The sequence below is a fragment of the Acaryochloris sp. CCMEE 5410 genome, from assembly GCF_000238775.2.
GTDB lineage: Bacteria > Cyanobacteriota > Cyanobacteriia > Thermosynechococcales > Thermosynechococcaceae > Acaryochloris.
This window is the reverse complement of the sequence record NZ_AFEJ02000005.1, coordinates 93,539-115,722: the sequence shown is the minus strand read 5'-3', so window position 1 is coordinate 115,722 and position 22,184 is coordinate 93,539. Positions and strand designations below refer to the sequence as shown.

At 41.8% G+C, this 22,184-nt stretch carries 19 protein-coding genes and 2 pseudogenes; 13 read left to right on the top strand and 8 right to left on the bottom strand.

The features are described from left to right. The first annotated feature begins 83 nt into the window (after positions 1 to 83). The gene (locus tag ON05_RS33745) at positions 84 to 4,106 is read left to right on the top strand and encodes a hypothetical protein (protein ID WP_262562645.1); all 4,023 of its coding nucleotides are present in this window, start codon (positions 84 to 86) and stop codon (positions 4,104 to 4,106) included. Between the two features lie 816 nt (positions 4,107 to 4,922). Here the strand turns inward: ON05_RS33745 and ON05_RS33740 are convergent. Continuing rightward, positions 4,923 to 6,611: an ISL3 family transposase gene (locus ON05_RS33740; RefSeq protein ID WP_010474233.1), complete on the bottom strand. Its 1,689-nt coding sequence runs from the start codon at positions 6,609 to 6,611 to the stop codon at positions 4,923 to 4,925. Between the two features lie 469 nt (positions 6,612 to 7,080). Here ON05_RS33740 and ON05_RS33735 point away from each other — a divergent pair, with 469 nt between their 5' ends. The 6 genes and pseudogenes from ON05_RS33735 (at position 7,081) to ON05_RS33715 (ending at position 9,358) form a co-directional block, all read left to right on the top strand. Continuing rightward, complete coding sequence (locus ON05_RS33735; RefSeq protein WP_010473445.1) at positions 7,081 to 7,377, top strand: transposase; 297 nt, start codon at positions 7,081 to 7,083, stop codon at positions 7,375 to 7,377. A gap of 56 nt (positions 7,378 to 7,433) precedes the next feature. Then, positions 7,434 to 7,832 (top strand): annotated as a pseudogene (locus ON05_RS38890) (transposase); the annotation flags it as partial. Positions 7,833 to 7,924: 92 nt separating this feature from the next. Beyond that, positions 7,925 to 8,359, top strand: a complete 435-nt coding sequence (locus tag ON05_RS33730; RefSeq protein ID WP_262562644.1) for a transposase — start codon at positions 7,925 to 7,927, stop codon at positions 8,357 to 8,359. A 50-nt stretch (positions 8,360 to 8,409) separates the two neighbouring features. Beyond that, complete coding sequence (locus ON05_RS33725) at positions 8,410 to 8,676, top strand: DUF2004 domain-containing protein (protein WP_029315924.1); 267 nt, start codon at positions 8,410 to 8,412, stop codon at positions 8,674 to 8,676. 19 nt (positions 8,677 to 8,695) lie between these two features. Further along, positions 8,696 to 9,094: a DUF5958 family protein gene (locus tag ON05_RS33720; protein ID WP_010482614.1), complete on the top strand. Its 399-nt coding sequence runs from the start codon at positions 8,696 to 8,698 to the stop codon at positions 9,092 to 9,094. A gap of 135 nt (positions 9,095 to 9,229) precedes the next feature. Further along, positions 9,230 to 9,358 (top strand): hypothetical protein, encoded by a 129-nt coding sequence (locus ON05_RS33715; protein WP_255345135.1) that lies wholly within the window; start codon positions 9,230 to 9,232, stop codon positions 9,356 to 9,358. Positions 9,359 to 9,381: 23 nt separating this feature from the next. Here ON05_RS33715 and ON05_RS33710 read toward each other — a convergent pair whose 3' ends face one another. After that, positions 9,382 to 9,660, bottom strand: a complete 279-nt coding sequence (locus ON05_RS33710; protein WP_010473667.1) for a hypothetical protein — start codon at positions 9,658 to 9,660, stop codon at positions 9,382 to 9,384. Positions 9,661 to 10,174: 514 nt separating this feature from the next. Here ON05_RS33710 and ON05_RS33705 point away from each other — a divergent pair. Both ON05_RS33705 and ON05_RS33700 read left to right on the top strand, forming a co-directional pair. Next, positions 10,175 to 13,015 carry a DUF4157 domain-containing protein gene (locus ON05_RS33705; RefSeq protein ID WP_010482022.1) on the top strand — a complete coding sequence of 947 codons (2,841 nt, stop codon included), beginning with the start codon at positions 10,175 to 10,177 and terminating at the stop codon, positions 13,013 to 13,015. A 218-nt stretch (positions 13,016 to 13,233) separates the two neighbouring features. Beyond that, the gene (locus tag ON05_RS33700) at positions 13,234 to 13,845 is read left to right on the top strand and encodes a hypothetical protein (protein WP_010482021.1); all 612 of its coding nucleotides are present in this window, start codon (positions 13,234 to 13,236) and stop codon (positions 13,843 to 13,845) included. Positions 13,846 to 13,915: 70 nt separating this feature from the next. Here the strand turns inward: ON05_RS33700 and ON05_RS33695 are convergent, their stop codons facing one another. Both ON05_RS33695 and ON05_RS33690 read right to left on the bottom strand, forming a co-directional pair. Then, complete coding sequence (locus ON05_RS33695; RefSeq protein ID WP_010482020.1) at positions 13,916 to 14,950, bottom strand: RelA/SpoT domain-containing protein; 1,035 nt, start codon at positions 14,948 to 14,950, stop codon at positions 13,916 to 13,918. 24 nt (positions 14,951 to 14,974) lie between these two features. Further along, positions 14,975 to 15,631 (bottom strand): DUF4145 domain-containing protein, encoded by a 657-nt coding sequence (locus ON05_RS33690; protein ID WP_010482019.1) that lies wholly within the window; start codon positions 15,629 to 15,631, stop codon positions 14,975 to 14,977. A 189-nt stretch (positions 15,632 to 15,820) separates the two neighbouring features. On the opposite strand from ON05_RS33690, the gene ON05_RS33685 reads away from it, so the two are divergent. Further along, a complete protein-coding gene (locus ON05_RS33685; RefSeq protein WP_010482018.1) occupies positions 15,821 to 16,045 on the top strand; it encodes a hypothetical protein in 225 nt (74 codons plus the stop codon). Positions 16,046 to 16,111: 66 nt separating this feature from the next. Next, positions 16,112 to 16,666, top strand: a complete 555-nt coding sequence (locus ON05_RS33680; RefSeq protein WP_010473929.1) for a leucine-rich repeat domain-containing protein — start codon at positions 16,112 to 16,114, stop codon at positions 16,664 to 16,666. Positions 16,667 to 16,756: 90 nt separating this feature from the next. Here the strand turns inward: ON05_RS33680 and ON05_RS33675 are convergent, their stop codons facing one another. The 4 genes and pseudogenes from ON05_RS33675 to ON05_RS33660 form a co-directional block, all read right to left on the bottom strand. Beyond that, a complete protein-coding gene (locus ON05_RS33675; RefSeq protein ID WP_010473928.1) occupies positions 16,757 to 17,203 on the bottom strand; it encodes a carboxypeptidase-like regulatory domain-containing protein in 447 nt (148 codons plus the stop codon). A 9-nt stretch (positions 17,204 to 17,212) separates the two neighbouring features. Then, the gene (locus ON05_RS33670; protein WP_010473927.1) at positions 17,213 to 18,055 is read right to left on the bottom strand and encodes a hypothetical protein; all 843 of its coding nucleotides are present in this window, start codon (positions 18,053 to 18,055) and stop codon (positions 17,213 to 17,215) included. A 350-nt stretch (positions 18,056 to 18,405) separates the two neighbouring features. Then, positions 18,406 to 18,932, bottom strand: a pseudogene (locus ON05_RS33665) (hypothetical protein). Positions 18,933 to 19,151: 219 nt separating this feature from the next. Then, entirely contained in the window at positions 19,152 to 20,048 is an 897-nt protein-coding gene (locus ON05_RS33660; protein WP_029315559.1) for a DUF4351 domain-containing protein, read from the bottom strand. 116 nt (positions 20,049 to 20,164) lie between these two features. Here ON05_RS33660 and ON05_RS33655 point away from each other — a divergent pair, with 116 nt between their 5' ends. Beyond that, complete coding sequence (locus tag ON05_RS33655; RefSeq protein ID WP_010478948.1) at positions 20,165 to 20,905, top strand: hypothetical protein; 741 nt, start codon at positions 20,165 to 20,167, stop codon at positions 20,903 to 20,905. 498 nt (positions 20,906 to 21,403) lie between these two features. Beyond that, positions 21,404 to 22,162 (top strand): hypothetical protein, encoded by a 759-nt coding sequence (locus tag ON05_RS33650; protein WP_010478947.1) that lies wholly within the window; start codon positions 21,404 to 21,406, stop codon positions 22,160 to 22,162. The last annotated feature ends 22 nt before the right edge of the window (positions 22,163 to 22,184 follow it).

Here is a 22,184-nt window from a genome sequence, read left to right as displayed (position 1 = left end):
GAGTTAACTTTTTGTATGAGCAACTTGGAAAAATGCTCTTATAAATCTTCTTGATAGTGCCATAGAACAAAATTTAATTATAAATGGGAAATAGTAATAAAAAAAGAAAAAAGATTGCAAAAGAGAAAGACAATAACCCTCTAGACGCGAAGCAAACAGATTTAGAGATTCGTCTTGAAGCAATTCTAAAAAGTAGATGTGGGGGAGCATATAATATTAATGGTATTAGATACCAAATTCTATATTCTATATTTAGAGGATTAGAACTCTATAATGCACAATGCTCATTTAGTTCAATTAGATTAGAAGGCATTGAAGATTTAGATTGTCTAAAACTCAACTTAAATAATGAGTATATACAAATAAAAACATCTAAAAATTCATGGAATTGGGCGAAGCTAAAAGAACCAGTTAGCAACTTCTTAACAGTTCTACGTGAAAGTCCTAATGCGCTTTTTATAATAGTTTTAAACTCTACACTTAAATCAGATGTCTTAAAGTTATCTAATAAAGATAAACTTAACTCTAAGGAATATGAAGGAATCAAGCAAAAATTCATAAAATTATGTTCTGATGTTGGAGCTTCAAGAAATGAGGCAGAATTACTTTTTGAGAAAATAGGCATCCAGAATTTACCAGAGAAAGAAATTTATGAAGAGATAAAAATAGGTCTAACTAACGATTTTCAATTGGGTAGCAATCTAGTAGACACATACATAGCTGTTCTAGTTAGCAAGTTTCTTTACTGGGCACAAGAAAGAGAAACTATTTCAAAAAAAGATATAGAGTTAATCAGAGTATCAATTGGTGACCATATTGCAAGTGAAGAACATCAAGCTTATGGAAGAGGATTGATTGATAGGGTAACTTGGAATAAAGATGATAAACAGTCAGATTTTTTTGAAGGTAAAGGTACAAGACCCGGTCAAATATCAGCTGGTGTTGATGTAAGGAGAATACGCTGGCTAGAAAAAATTGATACTGCAATATATAAAACTAAAATTTGTGTACTCAAATCTTCCAGTGGTCAAGGAAAATCTGCATTACTTTACAGATATGCTTACGAATACTGGAGACATGAAGAGATTTATATTCTAAGAGTTGCTGAAACTGATGAACAAGCAGAGGCAGTATGTAAATATATTAGATTTATAGATAGCTTAGGCCTACCAATTCTCTTACTTATTGATGATGCTGGGTTTCGAGCCAGAAAATGGCCTCAAATAGTTCGAGAATGTGTATCACTAGGTATATATGTTCTAGTGGCAGTTAGACATGAAGATTGGTTTAGATTTGCTAAAAGAGATATAACAAATTGGGAAGTCATTGAGCCAACCTTAGATTTAGCAGAAGCAAAGCAGATATATTTGACATTAAAAGCAGAAAATTATGTACATTCAAACGCTACTTCTCCCGAATGGGCATACGAAAAAATTGGTACACCTAAACTTCTAATTGAATATACATATCTCCTTACTCATGGACGCATGATTGAGGATAGGCTTAGAGATCAGATTCAGCAGATTCAAGACCATAAAGAAGACCCTGCAAAAATTGAAATCCTAAGAAGAGTTGCACTGGCCGATACTCTTGGAACACCTGTAGTTGCAAGTAGATTAATCAAAGATATTTCCCTAAACTCAGACCCTCAGCAACTTCTTAATTCACTTGTTGATGAGTATATAGCTCTAGAAGAGACAGGAATACTAAGAGGTTTACACTGGGTTCGTTCAAATCACTTGACATCAATTCTTCACGAGGGTTATCCAAATATAGTAGATACCATACTAAAGACAATAAACTCAGTCTTAGATGTTGATAGGAAAAGATATATCGCAAAATCATTATGTATAAAAGATCTTAACCTGAATGAGTTTATTACTGGATTATCACAATTAATCCCGAATGAAGACTGGACAATTTTTCTTGAGTATTTAGAGGGGATTTATGAAGGTGGGGAAAGACTATGTTATCAGAAAAATAATCATCTTTTTGAGCAATCGTATGAATTACAAGGAACAAGAGGTCCACAATTTCTAGTCTATTATTCATCATCAATTATCAAAAATAAAGAGCTAGATAATTCTTTAGATAGCTTAGCTAATAATATACCTGCTTTAGAAGATATTCAGTCTATCTCGTCAAATTTTGACGACTCATTGAGAGGCATGGATTTATGCAGAGAATTTTTACAGCAAATTCAATACAAAATTTCAATTACAAGTTTTCAAAATAATTTTGCCCAGCTAGGTAGAATTTTAGACTGGTCAGCATTAACAGAAGTTACATTACTCAATTGGTTTGAATTATTGTCAAATATTTCATCGACACAAATAATTTTTGAATTATCAATAGAAGAATTTTGCATATTTTCTCAAGGATTTTATCGCTATGATCCTAAAAAATATTGTGAGTGGTTTAATCAAAACTATGGTTCTATTATTGGATATTTGAAGCTTAATCTTGATTGTTTATCGCTTGAATTATTTGATGATGAATTATATTTCGAATTCCTAGTTGACTTGAATTCTAATGATGCCAGTGGATATGAAGAAACAAACTCACGACTAAGAAAATTTCGTTCAGCAATTCCTTTTTGTAAACAATATCAATCACATGGAATCTGGTTATCGATAATAACGCCATTATTTACTGATACAGATAAAAATGTGAAGAAGGAATTACTGCCTTTTAGTTCAGATGCTACTAAAGTTAATACTTGGCATGAAGTTGCCTATTCAAACTTCATACCCGATAGTTATTATAATTTTCAAAAGGCATGGATGCTTATTAGATCCGATGCACTTGAATTCATTAAAGATTTATCAAAACTTTTACGTAGTCTTCTTACTCATGGCTCGGTCAAAAAATTAAAAAATTATTTTTCAAATATAGAAATTTTTATAACATTAGATAAAGCACTCGATAATTATCCATCTAGCTATGATGACAGGTCTGAGATAATTAGTTCATTACTACCACATTCCTTACAAATTATCTTAAAAAAAGATAGTTACACGAATAAGTTTTATAATAATTTCCATTTGTTTTTTTATAAAATGCGTGACTTTCTATTAGACTCAGAAAATAGAAATAGCACAAAAGGCATTATATTAAATGCATTTCTATTCGCTAAACACTATTTACCAAAACTACATCATGAATTTGATGCACTATTTGAATCTTGTCCTGACTACTTAAATATGAAGTCTTTAAACTCAATTGAGAAATCTGCTTATAATACTCTAGAAGATTTGTTGCAAGCGTGTTTTTCTTTTAATATTTTTCTGGTCAATGAAATAGAAAAAGAATTGCAAAAATCTAGAGAAGATCAAGTTCAGATTTTAACTAATAGAACAACTGAGTTATCTAATTCCTTAAAAGACATTGGTATCGATACAGTTTTATCATCAGATATATATAATCTGTATGATGAAAAAAATAATTATATATATAGGTATTTCTCTCTTGCTTTCTCTGTCAATGATCCATTGAATTATCTTGAAGTTCTCAGATCAGTACTCGAAGCTATTTTAAAAATAAGCAACATTGCGGATTTCTTCTGCTTAATTCCTACCTACAAAGAAAACATATTTTTACCGCCAAGAAATGGATATCATATTAGCTCCCTTTCACTACCTAAAATATTAAGTAGTGATGAAGATCTAAATTTACTTCAATTAGGGAGCATAAACGATTCTTTAACTATTCAGGAACTACCAGAATCTGCTTTTTCATATTTACCAGAACTAAAGTATGAAGAATATCTCCCTTTTACACTAAGAAATGAAGCTGTAGCACTATATACATTAATATTATCGCTTGTAAAACATGCACGAGCTATTCACAAACTTTTGGAAACAAGAAATGATTATGAAATTAAACTTTATGGACGACATCTTAGTAAAATATATGCTTTTAACAAGAGTATTTTTAATAAATTACATGAGGCAAAAGATAAATTTGCTTTATACTCAAACAAGCAAATTAATGATATGAATTTACTTAGTTTTAAACAATTCATTTATGAAGCATATGAAAAATTAAAAACACCATCAATTGACAACATTTTATCTCTTGATATACCTTCTGATTCTATGGATTGATCTTAACGGGATTTAATGCAAAATAGTTTGAAATTTGAATGACGGCTATCAGATTATAAGATCGTCATTGTTTATCTTCACTTTTAAATCTTTTTTTGAATGTGATACCTCATAAACCTTATGACTTTTCGTTTATATGAATGCTCAGGCTGCAAAGCTTTTTACTGAAGGCATCATAAGAATAACCTATAGAAAATTCTGGAACAATGAACATTGGAGTAATGATTAATCCTGGAGGATGTACCAGCTCGAATATATCTTTAACTTCGATGATGAGTTTCTCTTCCAAGACCTGCTGCCTAACAGTTTATAGTTTGAGTTGGGACCGAAATCGTTAGCTTCAGCAAACAATATATTTTGAGATTTCCTCTCATGATTTTGTAAAAGAAGAGATATGCTCCTTCCAAGATCTACCTCTTAGCATAGCCTTGCTAATTCTAAAGCTTCGGGTGTGCCTGTTAAAGTTAGGCCATTTAAATCAAGCTTCTGATTCCACCATGGAGGAACTTTTGCACTGTAATGTTCATATGAATAACAAGATGAACACCATTCCCAAAGAGCCCCTCTAATTCCGGAACCATCATAATATCGATGCAGTGAAGACTTACCGCATACGGGACAATCACCGTCTATATCAATGTCATTCTCTTGACCAGAGAAAACTTGTTTCCATTGCATCTCAGCAGACGATGGTACACTCTGCCAATTAAACATAGATCTTATTCATCTTGCTAACTGTACTTAAGACTAAATTGGGGATTTTACTCAAAAAATATAAACAATTCTCAAGAATTTAAATGTAGTTTGATACCCTTGTTAGCTTGACAGAGTTAAGCGTTTATTCAACAGGTCTAATCCTGCCCGACCATACATCTGTCGTTTGAGCATTTTGAGTTTGTTGTTTAGCCCCTCAACTGGCCCATTACTAACCTCTAATGTCAGCCCCGCTTTGACTGCCGCATAGTCATCAATCAGCCCCTTAGCAAACTTCTGGAATGGTTTGAGTGTGCTATTCTTTGCCAGTTCAAGCCAGTTGTCCAAGTGCTGGGGTAACTGCTTACGAACCAAGAGCAAGAAACTCTGTGTCAGCGTAATCGCATCGGATAATTCGGGCTGTCCACTAAGCTGAGTCAGGGTTTCTTCCTCTTCAGCGGTCAGTTCATCCATGTGACGCATCACCAACCATGATGCGCTCTTGGGTGTCAGAGGTTTTGGTTGTGTAATCCCACCTGCTGGTGCTGGTTTTGGCCCTCGTCCAGGTAAATTATTCAATGACTCTCTTGCCGGTCGAGCCTTCGGTTTAGATGGGTCGCGAGGGCTAAATTGATGGAGTTGGCGTGTATATCGAGCAACCGTGCCATAACTACCTTTAAATCCCTGCTCTTGAACTTCTTCAAATAGTTGTTGGCTATTCTGTCGCCCAGCCATCCACTCTTGGTAAAGATAGTCTTTGTAAGGTTCGATAACAGTAGGCACTTTACGGGTATAGGGCTGATGTTCAGGAAAGACTGGGTGGGACAAATACTGGTAAGCAGTCCTTTTGGCAATACCTAGATGATGAGCAATGTCAGTCACTCGATACCCCTGCTGCTTTAAGGCGTGAGTTTGTTGATAGTTGTGCAATCGACGAGTACGACTCCGAGGACCTTGCTCATCGGGAGGAACCTCGTTTTTCTCGATACTCTCTGGTGCATGTGGTTCAGGTACTTCAGATTTCAAAAGGGCTGCATCAACACTTTTCAGCGCAGGATAGTTAGAGTGAAATACCTTTTCCAATACTTCTTGTAAGTTCTTCAGCAAGTGGAAACGATCTGCGACCTGAATGGCATTGGGCGCACCTTCACTCATGGCTGACTTGTAGGTCTTGGAGCGGTCACGGGAAAGGATCTCAACACCAGGGTGTTCTTCCAACCAAGCGACTAAGGTTTTTGCTTCACGATCTGGCAGTAGTGCAATAGTCCGATGCTGCTCCAGGTCCACCAAGATCGTTCCATAGTGATGGCCACGCCGGAAAGCAAAATCATCAACCCCTAGAATCTTTGGGGTTGGGGCTGGGGGAGGCTCAAGCTTGGCAATAGCGCGTAACATCGTATTGCGACTACTCCCATAATTGATCTGATAGCTCAGCCTCGCTGCTGCTGCACCGCCAAGGGCTAGACCAATCGAGCTTAGGTGTTCAGCAAAGCGAACGGTCTTTCTGGCCCAAGGAACAGCGACCTGGGGTAGTCGCTCAGTGAAGATCCGACGCTTACAAGCTTTATTGGAGCAGAAGAACTTACAGACTTGAAGCAGAATAGTCAGGCAGAAATCCACACAGGGGAGGTCTCTCAAGGTCCGCTCATAATGACTGTGAACGCTTTGCGTCAATTGATTACAGACTGGACAACAGGCAAAAGCTTGGGTTGAAGAAACGTGGAAGGTCATCTGACGGTTAGTGGAATCAAGATCCCAACTTTCCAGATGGAGAGTGCTTTGACAGGGGAGAAATTGTTGGAGAAAGTCCACGATTTAGTCTAGATAAAGATCTTACCGTTCCATTTTCCTACTGATAGATTGCGTACACTACCCAAAGCTAGTCAGATTTTCTTGTACATTGTCTAACTAGGCTAGGAAAAGGAATATATTTAAGTACACCTCTAGTCAAGCATTTTATATTTCTGCCCATGAAACAGATTGTGCTCTATTAGGTATCTGCCCACTTATCGCAATTGTATTCACAGGTTGTTCTGATATCTGCTCTGAATATCTATGTTTGACATGCCTTACTTTGGTGAAATCGATTCTCAGAACCTATCTGACTATCTTGAGACAGAAATTCGATTCGAAGAAAGATCAATTGAGCTGGACCTGAATTTTGAGACATCAAGTTTGGGGCAGGCTGAACTCAATCAAATAAAGTTAGTGTCCTGATTTATTCGCCATGGGCTGAGATAGCTGAAATGCTTTGATAATAGAGAATTCAGAGCACTCCTTTATGAACATTGCCCAACGCGAGCAGCAGATTATCCGCATCCAATCTCAAAGTTCCTATGCTTCTATTAACGAAGCCCTAGAATCAACCCTTCGTCTTGAAGCTAACCGAGTCACCCAGATCGCAGTAGAGTCAGCTCTAGACGAAGAAGTTCAAGCTTATCTATCAGAGATTCAAGGGGATCGACCTCGACGTTCAGGCTACTATCAACGGATCCTTGATACCCAGTACGGCAGGATTACTCAGCTGTCCGTTCCCAAACTACGGAAAGGGAATGCAGGCCGAGAGTGGCAGATTTAGAGCGTTACCAACGAGCCCTTGGCAGCCTGCTAGAGTTTTGCCTAGGGCTGTATGTCATGGGCTTATCGCTTCGAGATCTGCAAGAAGCTCTCTATGAGATCCTGGGTGCAGTCTTATCCGTGAATGCCATTAACCGGATTACACTTAAAGCCCAGAAGCAGATGCTCCAAAGTCGTCAGACTCGTCTTGAGAAAACCCCTTTTATTTTGATTGTTGATGGGTTTGGGCGAGTGTTCAATGTGCGTCTGAAGACTTTTGGGAAGACCAAGCTGGGCATATTCGGAACTACGCCGTGCGGAAGACAGAGTCATCTTAGTGGCCATGGCGATATGGCCAAATGGGACACAACTGTTCTCCATTATGAAATTGCTGTCCAAGAATCTGAGGCAGCTTGGCTACTGTTCTTTGAGCACCTGCGGCAACGAGGATTGCAAACCCATTTGGTGAAGCTGATTGTGAGTGATGGCACCACTGGGCTACCTAAGGTAATTCGCGCTCTGTTTCCCCTCGCGCACATCAACGGTGCATTACCCATAAGGTTCGAGCGATGCTCCGGCATTTGGGCTATGAGCAATTGCCACACCTGGATGCTCAAGGACAAGAACTGTCCCACTCTGAAGCCAAGAAGCTGCGGTATTCACAAATTAAACACGATGCCTATGCTATCTATAAAGCGCCAGACTGGGAAGAAGCTATTGTTGCGTTGCTCGTGTTTGCACAGAAATGGACAGACCTTGAACCCGATGCGGTCAGAACCTTTACCAAAGATTTTGCCCTGACCTTGAGTTTCTATGATTTTGATGAATCCATTCATTCGCTGATTCGTACTTCCAATGCGCTAGAACGGTTGTTCCGAGAATTCCGAACCAAAGCTGATGAGATTGGTGCTTTCCCTAATGAGGAGAGCTGTTTAGCGATTTTCTTCCTCGTCTCACGCAGAGATCATGCCAAGCATGATCGTCTCAATAACCATGGCGAATAAATCGGGACACTAACCAAATAAAGGTGTTTTTAGATCTACTACCGAACAACATGCAGCTTGCACAGAAATATCTAAATAACTTGGCTAAGGATGATGATTTAGTAGTTGTATATTTTGAGATCCATCAGGACTTAATGGAAGACTATGGACTGAGATTAGAGATTGGGACACTTGTCTTAACAAGAGTAGGGATCTATCCAAGTAATGAGTGGTTCTCAGTTTTTGACTTCACCTTCCCGAACGATCTGAGCGATAGATTCCTGTCTGTTGCGCTAAATCAAGATGGCTCTCTAATTGACATCACCCATGAAAGCTAAAAGAGGGCAGTAACCATTTATGCTGACTGACTCGGAATTACAACTAAATCGAATCGCTCAGGGGCTAGTCAAGGAATCAGAAGGTATTTTATGGTTTGAGGGGCTTTTACCAGTTCAGCGCCAACAAGTTCTTATTGATCTTGCACGAATGTGTGACCAGTCCCATCCTCGAAACGATGAGGTTTCGAAAGCAATTGCCTATGCTCAACTAAAGCCCACGTTCACGCCTTGTATCCTGCTTAAATCAGCTAATCCACCAGAGAAAGGTCTATATAAAATCATTGCCCTTCCAGAGTCAGAGCAGATAAAGTCCTTCCGCTTACTGATTGCACTCTTTGCGATCTCTGATGCCCGACGTCGTGAAGCTCATTGTAAAGACGGCTGTTCGCATGAGTGGCATAACCTCGATTCACTCTAAAGATTCACTCCAAGGTACAGAGATTCAGATTTTCAGTATTTATTGGCAGAGGGGTAGACCCTTTTCTAAGGCTTCAATTCCGTTTCACCAAAAGCGGCCAAGACCCACAGAGCGCTTTAAAGTACAGAGTGTGCCTTGGAGTTAGAAGAAACATTCGATGTGTTGAATGTGATTGAGCTGCGGCCAGGGGAAACTATCGAGCGGATCGAGGAGATGATCGGGGTATGGTTGGAGCGGGAGCGGGTGAGTAGGGTTTGGGGGTGATTGGAGCCGATTATGTTCAAGTTCTATCTGGTACAAAGCAGATCCATAATACCGATAAAGTCTTGATACTCTTTGCCTTCAAGCTTTGTTTTTTGAGGCACACTAATATTACTTTGCGTGTTTTTAGTGTCTTCAGTCGTCATTTTTAAATTTGAACGAAATACTCTCCGAGCTGCACAGTGGACTTCATAATCACCCTTTGCTAGCACGGACTCTCCATTCTCCCGATAAAACATCGAAAGACGAGCCTTAATCACACTCTCTCCCGAGAGTTTAATTCTCTTGAAACTATGAGATTCCATATCAACTCTGGCCTCAGTGGTTCCAGATGTCGAGCTAAACAGGTTTTCCCAAGGACTTGCGAGTGTTGGTTTTGCGGATACGAGGCAGAGGAAGATGGAAAGACCTAAAAGGGAGGTAGACCTAAACATAGATTATGAATATTTTTGATGATGTGAACGAAAGTGCCCCAAACAATAATGCTACCTGAAAGGTATTTTAGAAGCGTTATCCTACTTCAAATAGGTTTGGGGTAGCCCGGGAACAGTCTACTGGGGAGGTCATACACATAATCCATCCTAGTGTGCCCAAATCAAGGCAGTATTTGGTCATAAGGATGAAACATAAGTCATTAATGAGTCTTTATTCCCAATAAGCTTTTTCCTAGCTGATATTGACACCCTCATCCAGCCAAACTAGCGATATGGCTAGAGATCCACTGCATCAAACTGGCATATTTAGGTTAATAACAGTAGCTTAAACAAAAATAGCAGAGGAGGAGAATACAAGCATATTGCTCAATGAAGGGCGCTTGTTATGAAAACTCATCTATACGCTCATAAGAGACGAGCTTCCCAGTCTATGTGTACCTTTGTTCCTCGACCTACTGAAGTTCAGTCATCAGTGCAACCTCCGCAGATACAGGCAAGGTCTAATGAAGAGGGCTTAGCTGAACATGCTGAGCGATTGAAGAAGTTTCAGCGGCTGGGTAGTTCAATGATACAAATGGGTCCACCCAGACTTGATAACGATCAGACCAATTCAATACAACCCAAACCTTGGATTCAGAGGAAGCTAACACTTGGAGAACCTGGAGATAAATATGAACTGGAAGCAGATCGGGTTGCCTCTCAAGTGGTTCAGCAAATCAATACCCCTGCTTTTACTCAATCAAATCTAAGGCAGTTGATTCAGCGCGAGAAAGACTTAGAAAGGAAAATGCAAGCGAATTGCTTTAAAGCTGTCATCCAGCGACAGCAAGCAATAACAGGTGGAGAAGCATCGCCGGATTTAGAGTCTGCAATCCATAGGGCGAAGGGCAGCGGACAGCCCTTGGATGCAGGATTGCAGCAGTCAATGGGTCAGGCGATGGGGATAGATTTTAGTAATGTGAGAGTTCATACAGATGCCCAGTCAGATCAGTTGAATCAATCGATTCAGGCGAAGGCATTTACGACAGGGCAAGATGTCTTTTTTCGGTCAGGAGCTTATCAGCCCGGAAATCGAGGGGGGCAGGAGTTGATTGCCCATGAGTTGACCCATGTGGTGCAGCAGAATAGAAGTTTGATATCTAGCAAAGCCGCAGAGTCAAAGCAACTACAGACTGATTCATCGAGTGAACCAGCGGCTGGTAAAGAGCAATTAAAATTTCGACGACAGTTGGATAATGAGAAAACTGACAAAACAGTAAGTGATTTAACCACAGATCAGAATCAAGAAAACAGAATATCAGTGATGAATTTGGGTGGTGTAGTACTGGGTGTTGATAAACCGATCATCCAAAGACAGTCAGAGGGAGAAAACATACGTGAAGATTACCCGTTACCAAAAATAGAGAAAGAGTTTTTTGATTTTGGTGAAAAACATAAAATCTTTGTAGTAAAGCATGGAGTGAATTACGAGCTAATGATAGCCAGTACTCCACAACTGCTTAAAGACTATATTGCAAAGAAGTTGAGAGATGAGCGGAATGAAGAAAAGAAGAATCAATTGAATGCAATTAACGGAAAAATTGAGCAGTATAACCAAGTATCCAGCGGTTATAAAGAAAGTCTTGGGAAGCGGCTAAAAAAACTTATGAAAAGTGCCGTTGAGAATATGAGCAATGTTGGAGTTGGTATGGATGATAATAAGTTCGACTACATACCACCCCCAACGAAAGTTACCTGGGGGCCTACCCAAGATATGGGTAACCATAAAGTTGGCACAAAGATGACGGCCAACCCACTGAGTATCAATCCAGGTAAACTGAGTGGCTCTGAACCCAGTTCCAATTATGGAAAGCATTATGTCAAAGGGCATTTACTCAATCATCACCTTCATGGTAAAGCAAAAGATGAGAACTTGACCCCAATGACTTATGCATTGAACAAAGCATTTGAGTCACAAGTCGAGAGCTACTTAAAGCAAGCGATTCTTTCTGAGAATAGAGTATTTAAATTTGAAGTCCAGGTCTATGGAATGGATGGAGGTGTGCCTAAAGGTATCACCTTTGAAGCCGTAGAACTAGAACCAGATAACGATGATTGGAGAGTAAAAGATGATGGTGGCAAGGTAAAAGGTGATTTGGACCAAAAAGGGCAGGGTAATGTTACGGACGAAAATGGCAACAAAGTCGAACCCGACCAAAGTGCTGATTCTGCGCTTTTGGAGAATTTCCTTGAGAACAATCCCGCTTTAGAAAGTGAAGAGCTAAAGAATATCAGGGACGAGTTCAAGAAAATCCAGAGAGAATGGACGGCTGATTTTGGTAAATATCTGCGAGATATCTTGAATGATATTGTTCAAGGTTTAGTAAGGCTTTACCCCGATGAGAAGAAAGTTTTCCCTAAATCAGATATTACCTATGGAGCGACAAAAAAATTTAAAAACAATGATAATCAGAAATTTATGGGATTTTCTGATGAGCATGGTACTTGGATGGAGGCTAAAATCCTTAGCATAAATCCAGGAGAGAGCTATGGTTTTGAACCGGAGACACAGAGGTGGGGGAAGTATGTTCAAGGCCATTTACTAAACCATCATTTGCATGGTCCAGCCGAGTCAAGGAATCTCTTGCCAATGACCAGTAGCCTAAATACTGACATGGAAAAGAAAATAGAGAGTAAGGCGAAGAAGATGGTATTAGAAGAGAATCAGGTCGTTTTCTACAAAGTTTGGACTGAAGATGATCAACAAATAGATGAACCGATAGAACTGGGTAAAACAATTTCTAACGAGTCTGAGATGAATCCGAGTACACCGGAACAAAATCTGTTTACTGAATATGGGGAAGCGAAAGAACAGTATGAGATAGCAAAGCAGCAGTTAATAGAAGAGGATGAAAATGAAACAGTAGAACAAAAGCAAGAAAGAATGAAAAAGAAAAGAGAGTTTGATGAAATATCTAATACCGTAAAAGAAAAGGAAGATACTTTATACGAAGACTATGAGGAGCAGTCAGAAAAGTATCGAAAACTAGAGTCATATAGTTTACCAACAAAGCTTAAGGCCAGACTTTATAAACTAAAATTAAAAGAAAATGTTGATGGTACAAGACAAGAAGTCATCAATAAACGGTCTAATTGGAAAAAAGATGGGCCAATAATTAATTATACAGGTGTAAATAGTATTGCTTATAAGGCAAATAAGAAGAAGGATGAAAATAAATGGAAATAGTAAGATACAAATCTCGATACAGCTTGGATTGAGTGTTATCGGCTCTAAATCAATTAAAAGTGGAATATTAAATTCGGTAGTTTATAAATCCTTTCTTTTGTTAATCCTAAAATTTGCTGTCTTTACTCGATGGATCAATTTTACTCTTCCAATTTTAAAACTCTAGGAAAGATACCTAGAGACAGAACTGTATGTGACTTTGTAAAGGAGGTTCTATATTGGAAACCCCAATTATCGCTCTTAAGCCTAAGCGAGTCCCTCCGGTCCCTAAGCAGCAATCAGAATCCACTTCGCCAGCCCCTAAGCTGATTGACAAGACAGAGTTTCCAACGAAAACGCCGAGGGGCACCTGGCCACCCAAGCGGGAGAGAGGGCAGGGGGAGCTGAGCGGGAAGCAACGCAGTGTTAGGCGAACGACCCGATTAGTCGAGCCTGATTACAGCCCACAGCCTAAATCTCTAGAAGCGCTCCAAACGAGGAAACCGCGAATTCCGAGAGTGTCGGCTGAGATGGAGAGACGATTCAGAGCGCTAGAGCTGAGTCAGAAGAATCTGTTACAGCAAGTCAAAAAGCAAGGTGAACTGGAGCATCTAACGGTTTTCAAAAGCAGTGCTGGGCAATTTTGGATAACGGTAGAGGGCAGCGGCCAGCCCTTCATCAGAATTCCGTTTGAATCGCCTGAGTACTGTTACGAGGCAGCACTTGAGCTAGAGGATACGTTCAATGTGTTGCAGGTCATCGAGGTGCGGCCAGGGGAGACTATCGAGAGGATCGAGGAGATGATCGGAGTTTGGTTGGAGCGGGAGAGGGTGAAGAGGGTTTGGGGGTGAGGGAAATGATGGGAACTATGAGATAAGTAAATTATTATATAAATATTTACTAGCAGTCAGTTAAAAATTCTCATTTATAATTGAATGCTAAATTCAATTTTTCTAAAAATACCCTAGAATCCGCAAAATAGTTTGGATAGGCAATACGTAAACTTCTCACTGACTTAGCCGAAACAAGTACAACATCTACACTGTTATTATTATTGTGTTGTCTTTCTAAATCTAGATAATGATTAGTTGCAATTGGTAAGTCTCGATTATTGTAATGACTAATACTCATCATCCGCTCCTCAGTTTTAAGCAATAGCAGAAAATATCCAGACTTTTTATTTTGAGTTCCAATATGTTTAGTGGATACAGAGAAAGCTTGGAGCTTTTCAATTACACCAAGCTTAATTGCAAGAAAAGTAGCCTCTTCACGAATAGACTGAATCTGATTATCGCTGAAATTTTCAGGAATACAATTTTCTAGACACGAAAAAAGGATCCCCACTAATTCAAAAAAACGCAGCCATTCTTTTGGCCCTTGGCTTGATTTCAGAGATTCTTTTAGAAAGATACCTATAATTTCAACAGAAGTTGCCCAGGCATGTTGTATACGAGTCCTTATCTGAACTTCGATTATGTGGCCGCTATAAATATGTTTCTTAGTACCACAGTATTTATAAATTAGATGGATACCACGATATCCAGATTCTTTTGGAAATTTAATGTAATCGTTTTGTTTTAAAAGCTCATTCCTTGTACGACTATTGACAAAATTATCGCGAAGTTTATAAACTTTTTGGGAGTCTGAAACCACTGCTCGGCATCCACCAATATCTTGCATTCGGTGAAGTCGCATTTTATCAAAACGCTTTAATTTTCCTAAGATTGACGGAACCCTCTTTAACCTCTGTGCAATTAAAGCGTTCCTATCAATTTTACTAGCCTTTGAGCGCAAAAATGTTTGTACAGTTGTTAGCGGGAAAGCATGAGAAGAACGCCAATTATTGATAATATTTAGGGCAGTCAAATATTCTTCTTCTGAAGTTCCTTCAGCTAATAATTTATCTCCTGCTCTACTAACAGTCTTCTTGCTATATTCAGGTTCGATCCAGGCCATATTCACAGATCTCTTTTAGGCTTATCAACTTGCCAGATGGTTTGCAAGAAACTGGAATACATCTCTAATCATATTGATCACATCTTGCTGCGTAAACTCACTAGATTTACCATGAGCCGCACTATTTCGTATATCTGACAATGCAGTTATTTGCTTTTGAACAAGCTTGTTGTACACACCAGCTTTAGCTAAGTCAGCATTCATCTTATCTAGTTTGCCATGTGGAATACCTTCTCTATCACACAGCTCTCGCAATGCTGTTTCTAGCACAACCCCTGCGATGACAGCAGCGGCTGTATAGTAACCTCCGCGCAATAACTCCTCCGCTTGTTCAAGCTCTGAATCGAAAACTTCTGCCTGAACAAGTGTCTTCACAGACAAAAGATAACCACCCTCAAAATCTTCTTTAGCTGCAAAAAATACCGCTTTTAGACTTTTAAAGATATTGTAGTTTGTCGAATAGTCTATATCTTCACTTTTCTCGAATTGCTTAAAATGTTGAGATTCTTCACCGCAAACTTTTGATAATAAATTCTTGACTTTGACAATCCAGCTTAGTAAAAGGTCATCATCAACGTATTCATTTCCGAACACTCCTCCTTCCTGTATGGATTTAGAAGCTTCAACCTGTGCTATTTGAGCCTCCAACTCATCAAAACGTTTCTGGAAAACTTTGTTCAATATGAAATAACCTACTGATAACTGAGACTAAATTTTAGCAATATCTACTAAATATGCCCAATAATTCCCATTACCCCACCCAAACCTCCTTCCCAGAGAACCCTCCCCGCTGCTCCATCTAAAACTCACCAGTTATCCCCAGCCCCTAAATTTCTTAGATGGCATCTGCACATAAAACCAAGGCTTTGTTTGGTTAGCAACACAGTCCAGAAAAATCCAAACTCTACAGATCTGACAAAAGACCAGCCCGACCAGGACCACCAGCGAACATCGGAATCTCCAAAGTCAATACTGAAGAGAGTTCTGGAGATTTTTCAGATAGTTGAACTGCGACCAGGGGAAACTATTGAGCGGATTGAGGAGATGGTGGGGGTGTGGCTGGACCGGGAGCGGGTGAGTAGGGTTTGGGGGTAAAAATAGCAGGGTAGATCTAGACTTGAGTACAGTTATTCTTTTTTTTTTCTACGGAAGCTGCGGGATATGTCACAGATCAGGAAATTCTCTCAAGGAATAGTGGTGCTCGTAGTTCTGGCGACTGCGCTATGCCATGAAGCGGACAGAAAGGATGTTGTTGTACTGGCAAATCCAGTTCAAAAGAATTCTACGCATCTAGCGCAATCACAACTACCCAAAGATGTTCAAAACTATTTTGAAGCCCAGCATCGAATTCAAGTGGCACAAGAGACACAGGCATCTGAATTAGATTTAAGCGGGCTATCACTCACCCAAGTACCAATAGCAATCATGCAGCTTACCAAGCTACAATCGCTAAACCTGTCGGGTAACAAAATGAGTAGCTTACCGCCAGAAATCCTATGGCTTACCAAACTGCAATCGCTAAACCTGTCGAGTAACCAACTGAGTAGCTTGCCACCAGGAATTGGACAGCTTACCAAGCTACAAACCCTAGATCTCCGGGGCAATAAGCTGAGTAGCTTGCCAGTAGAGATAGAGAAGCTGCGTCAATCAACAAAGATAACTGTGGAGGGCAACCCATTACCCCCTCATATTCTTGAGCAATATGAACCTCGTTGATTTTTTGTGAAGGGAACTGCTTCTCTAGAAAATGCCTAAGCTGTAAGACAATACAGGCTTGAACGGGTAGTAAACCATCACAGATGTGCATTACTGCTTCCTTTTAGAGAACAACAAAATGGCCGTCAAAATGGAGCCCCCAATCACGATAACGCTTATCACGTTCTGCACTAAAGGACTGAACGGCTTAGCTCCTGCTGTCCCACTGCTAGTTTCGTTGACAGGGATATTAAGAATCTTGCCGTGTCCCGCCTGCTGAACCTTAATCTGCCAAGTGCCTTTCTGGTCAGCCGGAGGCGAGAAGGTAAAGTGGCCCTCCTCATCCGCCGTTGCCGTTAGCCAGGGTTCAGCCGCATGATCGGGCGTATAGACCGTCACTTGGGCATTCGCCATTGGCTCCCCCGATTCAAAGGCTGCTTCAATTTCAACAGTGCCAGGGGTGACGCGATAATCCACAACGATGCCGTGTGCAAGGATCGCCGGAGTCACCCAGAGATTGACCCACAATCCTAATATCGGTGCCCAACGTCTGTTCATCCCAGACCTCTATGACGTGACAACCTCAGATCGACAGTGGCCCTCACCTACATGCCCAAGCCCGACCAATGCCTTCTCTAGTGTCTGGAACGCATCGGGAGACAGCTTTTGCTTCAGCGTGGACCAATCTACTTTGAGCGTCTGCTCCTCAGCTAAAGCGGCCAAGGGCGTAAACCCCAAAGCGGAGGCATTGAGGTCGTCATCAGCCGGGAGTTCTCCATTTCCAAAGATGTGATCAAAGTGGAAGGTGGCTTCTAAATCTGCCGTTTGTCCGGATTCAACGACGCCTTTGCGCTCATCACCGACAAATTCGCCACAGGTGTAGGCCAATTCGCGATCAAAGCTGAGCGTAAATTCAACGGTCTTGCCATCCTTGATTGCCTGCCCCACCAGCATCAGAACCTGCCCCGCCGCAGGCCCATCTTCAGCGGGAGTCATCTTCCAAGCTAGGGCATTGTAATGTCCTGCAGGTGCTTCTGTTTCGCTCACTGACACAGGAGCAGCGTTTTCATCTCCGGCAGCAAGATCCACTGTTTCAGCAGGCAGTGTTACTTCAGAGGTGGACTGCAGCGGTGCTTCTGTATCGGGGTCAAAAGGGGGATTGGTTTGATAGGCTTTAATTTCAGACAAATGGGCATAGACATGATCAAAGCTGATCTGCCAACCATCCTTAGAGGTGAAGCCTTGGCGCACAAAGTTTTCACCATTGGCCGCTATCTGCAGCGTCCCGGCCCCTGAAGCGCTAGCATCTGAAGAAGTAGCGGCGTCTGGAGAGGGGGAATCATCCGATGGTTGACAGGCAACTAGCAAGCTGGAGCACAGCGCAACTGCAAAGAGAGATTGTTTCAGCATTCCTTTCCTTTAGCCCTTAGAAAGCCTTCAGCAAATGAAAAAGCTCGATGGCGCTTTTATGCAAAGTATTGGCAAAATCAGACTTGTGTTAGATAGCTCCATGGCAGCGTTTCACAATTTATCACCCCTTTTCAAAGTATGCAATCTAGAGGGGAGGGAACAATGGGAAAACCGCAAGCATTTCTGCGGCTGTAACTGTTGCTGGTGCTGCATTTCTGCTTCTTAAAAGATCATGCGGTGCATCAAAGGGTAAGTCACCCGGAGCTGTTCATGGTGAGATCGCCCCTGCAAATACTGCTCCAACGATTCATACATCCAAAGCAGAGGCCAACGTACTAGCAAAATCTAGCTCAAGCTGTTTGAACATGGCGCTTATCCTTCAAAGGACATTCGGCAATCTCGCACTCGGATGGCTCCATGCGAATCGACGGCTCGAACTCCGTGATACCGAAGCGATCGCGCAGTACCTTCAGCACTTCCTTGAGGTAATTCCGTACCTGAGTATTGGTCATGCCCATACAGTGGATAGGTTCGATTTCCGCTAACTTCTCACTGCCTTGCCAGACACTGACGGCCAGAGCATGGAGGTGGGCATCCTTGGGCTTTCTTTGTAGAGGTAGAGCAACGCCACGGGTGGGGCTTGAACAGGAACGGAGATCGTCTCAGTGGTTTCAACCTCAGTCTGTTCCACCTTCTGGTCGGCGCGCTCTCCCCTGCGGTTGGCATTGTTCCCCTTGCGGTTTCGGTAGTGAGAGCGTTTGCTGTCACAAGTGTTATCTTGCCAGCAGCTATCCCCTTGAGGTCCGTGAATGTGCTTGGCCTCAGATCGAGAATAGTCGATGCACTTTAAGCATTTGGGATTAATGTGACGAGCCATACTCTAGGCCACTCCTTTGACCAGTGACGGTGAAAGTCAATCACAGAAAAACTTTCGAGTTGCCAGGGTAGCATACCATTATTTAGTCTAAGAAATAGTCTAATACAGATTTTGGATAAAAATCTGGAATTAAAATCCCCGATCTAATATAGTGATCTTCAAGTTCATGCTCTGTGGTGCAAATTATTTCGTGTTTGGCTCAACATGCCGACCTGCCGCCTATGCTCGATTTTTCTGGAGCCAGTTCCCTAGATCAGCAGATTCCGTAAAGTCGAGCAAGGCTTCACCCAATGCTTCGAGTTGATCGAGGGAGAGGGATTGGATTTGCGATCGCGACTCTGGGGAAACGTCACCAATCCGGCGGGTAAGTTGGCGGAGGATAAGTGACTGTTCGCCTTCAAGCTTACCTTTGGTAATGCCAGTCTGTTCCCCTTCTTCACGGCCTTCTTGCAGAGACTCCTGCCGAATTTCTTGATACCAGGGCGACTCTCGTAATACGGTCATGTCCCACCTCATAATCTGTTGGACCAGCTCTGTATCTAGAACGAAGCTGGCAAAGAACCCTAATAACGATTCTAGCTCAACCAATTCCTGATTCTGCTGGAGCTGCACCAATGCGCGTTTGACGGTCTGCTGGTTGCCTCCATCTTTGAGAACGGGCACAAAAGGCAGCAGAGTATCCAGAGACTGCTCAAAGACAATTTCAGCATCGACCTCCCACAGATTGATCACGCAAAAATCTTGCCGAGCCTGAAGGCCCAAGAAATTCGACTCAAAGCGGTCGCTCACCTCAATCTGTGCAGAGTGGGGCAAGATATTGACCAACACGGGATAGACTGGCCAGCCATACCGTTCTTGGGCCAGGGCAGCATAGGCTCTCATCCTCAAGGGCATTTTGTCCGTATAGCGCAGTTGTAGCTCAGTGAGGATCAAGAATTCCCCATGAATGGGGCTCTGTACCTTCATCAGCACATCATTTTCACGGCTGACCCATTGAAATTCAGACCCTAGGATTTCGAGTGCAATGACATCAGCTTGTTGAGTAACCCACTGTGCCCAAGCATCAGGAGCTAATCCCAATAATCGTTTTCCGCCAATGTCTGAAACTTTGGGCATTTCCTCAGCCTTAAGACAGCAACCCATTGAAGATCGCTCTACATCCTTCCGGTTATTCTACTGGATGGGATAGAAGAGATCATCTGTCCTGAATAGTAGTGACCTACAGTACGGTTATGACCGATTCAACCCGAGATCAGATTTCATTTAAGCTAGAGGACACCCAATTCAACCTATGGCGTTTGGGAGATGACGAGTATCAGCAGTTACGTCAGCATAGCCTACCCATCAAACAAGATGCTGGGTTTATGTTTCAGCTCGCCTTAAGTGAACATTGCAACCCAGATCGCCTCACTTTACCTGAAGCATTCCTTACCTTAGAAGCCCTGTTTGGGAAGACGTCTACTCAGTATGATCCATGGAAAGGGTCATTTAGTTTTCCCTTGTTGATGGTGTTAACCCAAAAACAGGGGCGGTATTTTTATCTGTTGAGAATCTTGGATCATCGGGGTTGCGTCGATTTCCCACTTTATCGTCTCCTAGAGCAGGGGGCTAGTGGGTATAACATTGATGCCTACCGTGCACCCTATGAGCTTGAGTTTCCAACAGAAGCGATCAACAAATTTATTGGCTATCTCTATGGATATCTCAAGGGCGCTTCAACATGGGTGTGCAAAATCTCTCCACCTGCCTTCCTTAAACAAGTCGCTTCTAACTTTATTCTCTACGGATGTCGGGATGGAACGTTATTTGAGGAGAGTTTTGAGTCAGATACTGATTACCATCAAGCGATAGAGGCATTTAATCAGACTTATGAGGTTGATATTACCGCCAGAGAGTCAAAGGAAATTCAATCTCTCTTGCAGCGGATTATAAAGGGGTCAACCCAAACTGGGAAGGAGAGAGGAAGCTCGTAAGGGGTTTAAAATGGGGATAACTCCGACTCCATCCCGCAGGTTTTAGATTCGTTTAGCCAGAACCTCATTTTTCTTGCTTTAAAACTATCAACTCTATCAACAAAAAAAAGGGAATCATTCTTTCAGATGCTTTTATAATTTTTTTTGTGTTGCGGATGTTAATTTCCGTTGTTATGTTGGGAACGATTAATTAGTCAATCGAGAAAAACAACTCTATTTGTTGATTTTTCAGCATTCAAACGTTCGTTGTGGTATTTGACACTGGCGGAGCTGCTCAATCCATTGGGGTAGCTGCCAGGGATGTGGGGGACATCAGGCAACGGCGTCACCATCGGCTCATGGTCAACCATGCTGGCCTGTAGATTTGTATATTTTCACAGCATTAGATCTGTGCGCAGCCTGCTGCTGATTCATAGATCCACGGCTGTGGAACCGATCTGTGTGCCTGAGTGGTTTTGACCGCTTCTACTCATTACTAAATACTTGGTCCATACCCATATGCAAAAGACTCTAGAAATTCAAGAACTCGCGCTCGTCCTCGCCGTTAAGCGTCAAGATCCGACTCTCTTAAATCCAGAATTTCTACATTACAGTGGCATTATCCCCGAAGCTTGGGAACTCGCCCAGCAGCCAGTCCGCCAGCCTCAAGGGGCACAGGTCAGCTTCCAAAATGGGGTCAATATCGTCGCCTACCCCAACCAAACCGTGTTTGTTGAATCACTGCGAGATAAAGCAGAAGAAGATATTCAAATTGCTGGCGTGGCTCGACGCTTTTCTGAAATCCTCCGCAACATTGAGTACCAAGCGGTGGGAGTTAATTTCCGAGGCCATGTCACCTTCACGGGTGATGCAGAAAGTGCCCATGACTATTTATTCAATACCCTATTAGCCCCTGGACCCTGGCAGCAGCAAGGAACCGCTCCTGTGCGCGCGGGTTTGAATCTGATGTATACCTTTGAAGACAATCGCCTTAATTTGGGTGTTCAAGAAGCAGCACTGCAGCTTCCCGAGGGAGAACAAGTCCCCATCCTGATGTTTACGGGCAACTTTGAAACGGATCTTAGAGAGGTTGCTGCTGCAGATCGCTTAGCCCAGGTTCAGACATTAGTCGGTAACTGGCCCACTAATTTAGAAAACTACCGAACCGTCGTTGAGCAGTTTCTCACGTCCTCAGCAGACAGCCATGATGTTGAAGCTGATAGTTTAGGGGCCATTCCCACGGCAGAACCCGCTGAGGAACTCCCAGCAATCGCCTAGTTCCGCGCTCTTTTCTTTACAT